The organism is Clostridium sp. ZS2-4, assembly GCF_026719745.1.
Classification (GTDB): Bacteria; Bacillota; Clostridia; order Clostridiales; family Clostridiaceae; genus Clostridium_H.
In genome coordinates this window covers 1-913 of the sequence record NZ_JAPPRQ010000070.1, presented here as the reverse complement: position 1 = coordinate 913, position 913 = coordinate 1, and the positions used below count along the sequence as shown (strand labels likewise).

The 913-nt window shown below is 30.4% G+C and carries 1 protein-coding gene; it reads left to right on the top strand.

The window, feature by feature from the left end:
- The coding region (gene tnpC, locus OIO11_RS11635; protein ID WP_268071635.1) for an IS66 family transposase at positions 1–913 on the top strand (913 nt) is incomplete at both ends.

The window sequence follows — 913 nt, the reverse complement described above, 5'->3', positions numbered from 1 at the left end:
TAATCTTTCAAGGCAAACTCTATGCAATTGGACTATGTCTGCAGCGACAGCTCTAGAACCTATATATAAACATATGAAAAAAGAATTGCTTAGCCATAATTACATTAATGCCGATGAAACAACTTTAAAGGTAATTAATGATAACGGTAAGGATTCAAAAACCAAGAAATATATGTGGTTATATATGAGTAATACCAACTCTAAGCCTGTGATCTTATATGATTACCAAAGCACTAGATCAAGTTCTTGCCCTAAAAATTTCTTAGGAGATTTTAAAGGTTTTCTCCAAACGGATGGATATAATGGATACAATTCCGTTAGCGGAGCTACAAGGGTATATTGCTTAGCTCACATAAGAAGATACTTTCATAATATAATAGTAGATTTAGATAAAGAAGCCCTAAAAAATTCTAGAGCAATAATAGGGTTTAATTATTGTGAGCAAATATATAAGCTTGAAAAAGAACTTAGAGAATCTTATTCAAGTGATGAAAATTATTATGATATTAGATTTAAAATAAGATCTGAGAAACTAGCTCCAATTATAGATAATTTTATTCATTATGTTGAAAGAGAAATAAAAGATGCTCTTCCAAGAAGTCCGTTAGGTAAGGCACTTGATTATGCTAAAAAGCATTTACCAGGATTAAAAAATGTATTATTAGATGGTTCTTTAGAGGTAGATAATAATGCAGCCGAAAGAGCTATCAAACCTTTTGTAATAGGTAGAAAAAACTTCCTTTTTGCAAATACTGCTAAAGGTGCAACTTCTAGTGCTAATATTTATAGTATTGTTGAAACCGCCAAGGCAAATAATTTAGTTGTAGAAAGATACTTAGTTTATCTGTTTGATAATCTATCAAAGATAGATATAAAAGATAGCGAAAATCTAGAGAATCTCATGCCTTGGTCT